At 67.9% G+C, this 1,048-nt stretch carries 2 protein-coding genes; both read right to left on the reverse strand.

The genetic code is table 11. The annotated features are described in order from the left end of the window. On the reverse strand, positions 1–671 hold a 671-nt coding region (locus ACTMTJ_RS45355; protein WP_441225311.1), incomplete at its 3' end, for a DsbA family protein. Then, positions 668–1,048: MauE/DoxX family redox-associated membrane protein (locus ACTMTJ_RS45360; protein ID WP_441225313.1), on the reverse strand; the 381-nt coding region annotated here is incomplete at its 5' end. The genes ACTMTJ_RS45355 and ACTMTJ_RS45360, both read right to left, overlap by 4 nt.

A 1,048-nucleotide genomic window follows, 5' to 3' on the forward strand; every position in this document is an offset into this window, starting at 1 on the left:
GTGGTGGGCTGGACGTCCTTGCCGCCCACCCGCACGGTGGGCGTGCCGGTGACGCCGTCCCCGCTGGCCTCGTCGGTCACGTGTGCCGTCCACGGCTTGTACTTCCCGTCCCGTACCGCCTGGGCGAAGGCGTCTCCGAGGCCCACCGACCGGCCGATCTGGATCAGCTGGTCGTCACTGAGACCGGCACTGCCCTCGGCCGGCTGCTGCGCGAAAAGCGCCTTGACGTACTCCCGGAACTTACCGCCCTGCGCCGCCGCCCCGGAAGCCGCCGACGCCCGCGTGGAATACTGCGTCGAGGACGCCCGATCCAGGAACGCCAACGGGTGGTACACCACCGAGACCTTGCCCTCGGAAACAAGCTGGTCCAGGGTGGCGCCGGTCTGCTTCTCGAACTGCCCACACGCCGGGCAGATGAAGTCTTCGTAGATGTCGATCCGCACCGGTCCGGAGCCGACCTTGATGCCGGTGCCGTTTTCCACCGCACCGGCCGGCGCGACGTAGCTGCCGGAATCCTGGCTCGCCACCACACCCCAACCGATCAGCCCCGCGATGACCAGCACGGCCACCGCGGCGACCGACGTCCACAGCGTGCGCGAACGCCGCTTTTCCCGGGCGATCTGATCACGCACCATACGCGAGGCCTGCTTCTGCCCGACCCTGGTACTCATTTCTTCTCCAGCCAGCTATCGATGGACAAACGGGTGAGGGGCCAGACCAACAGGAACCCGGCGAGCGCCAGGAACCCCAGATCACGCAGGATCTCCGGACCATAGGTGGGGCTCTGACCGGCGCCAAGCTGACCACCACTGCCAAAACAGCCACAGTCGATCTGGAGGCCACGCGCCCACGCCTGAGCGATACCCGCGACGAAGACCACCAACAGCCCCGCCGAAACACCGGCGGCCAGCCGGGTGGCCAAACCCACCAGCAGCAGCACACCGAGGGCCATCTCGACGAAGGGCAGCGCGGCCCCGATCACCTTGGCCAACTCGTACGGCATCACGTCGTACGCGTTCACAGCCCGGCCCGACCCGGCAAGGTCACC

The organism is Phytohabitans sp. LJ34 (genome assembly GCF_052068095.1).
In the GTDB taxonomy this organism is placed as follows: Bacteria; Actinomycetota; Actinomycetes; order Mycobacteriales; family Micromonosporaceae; genus Phytohabitans.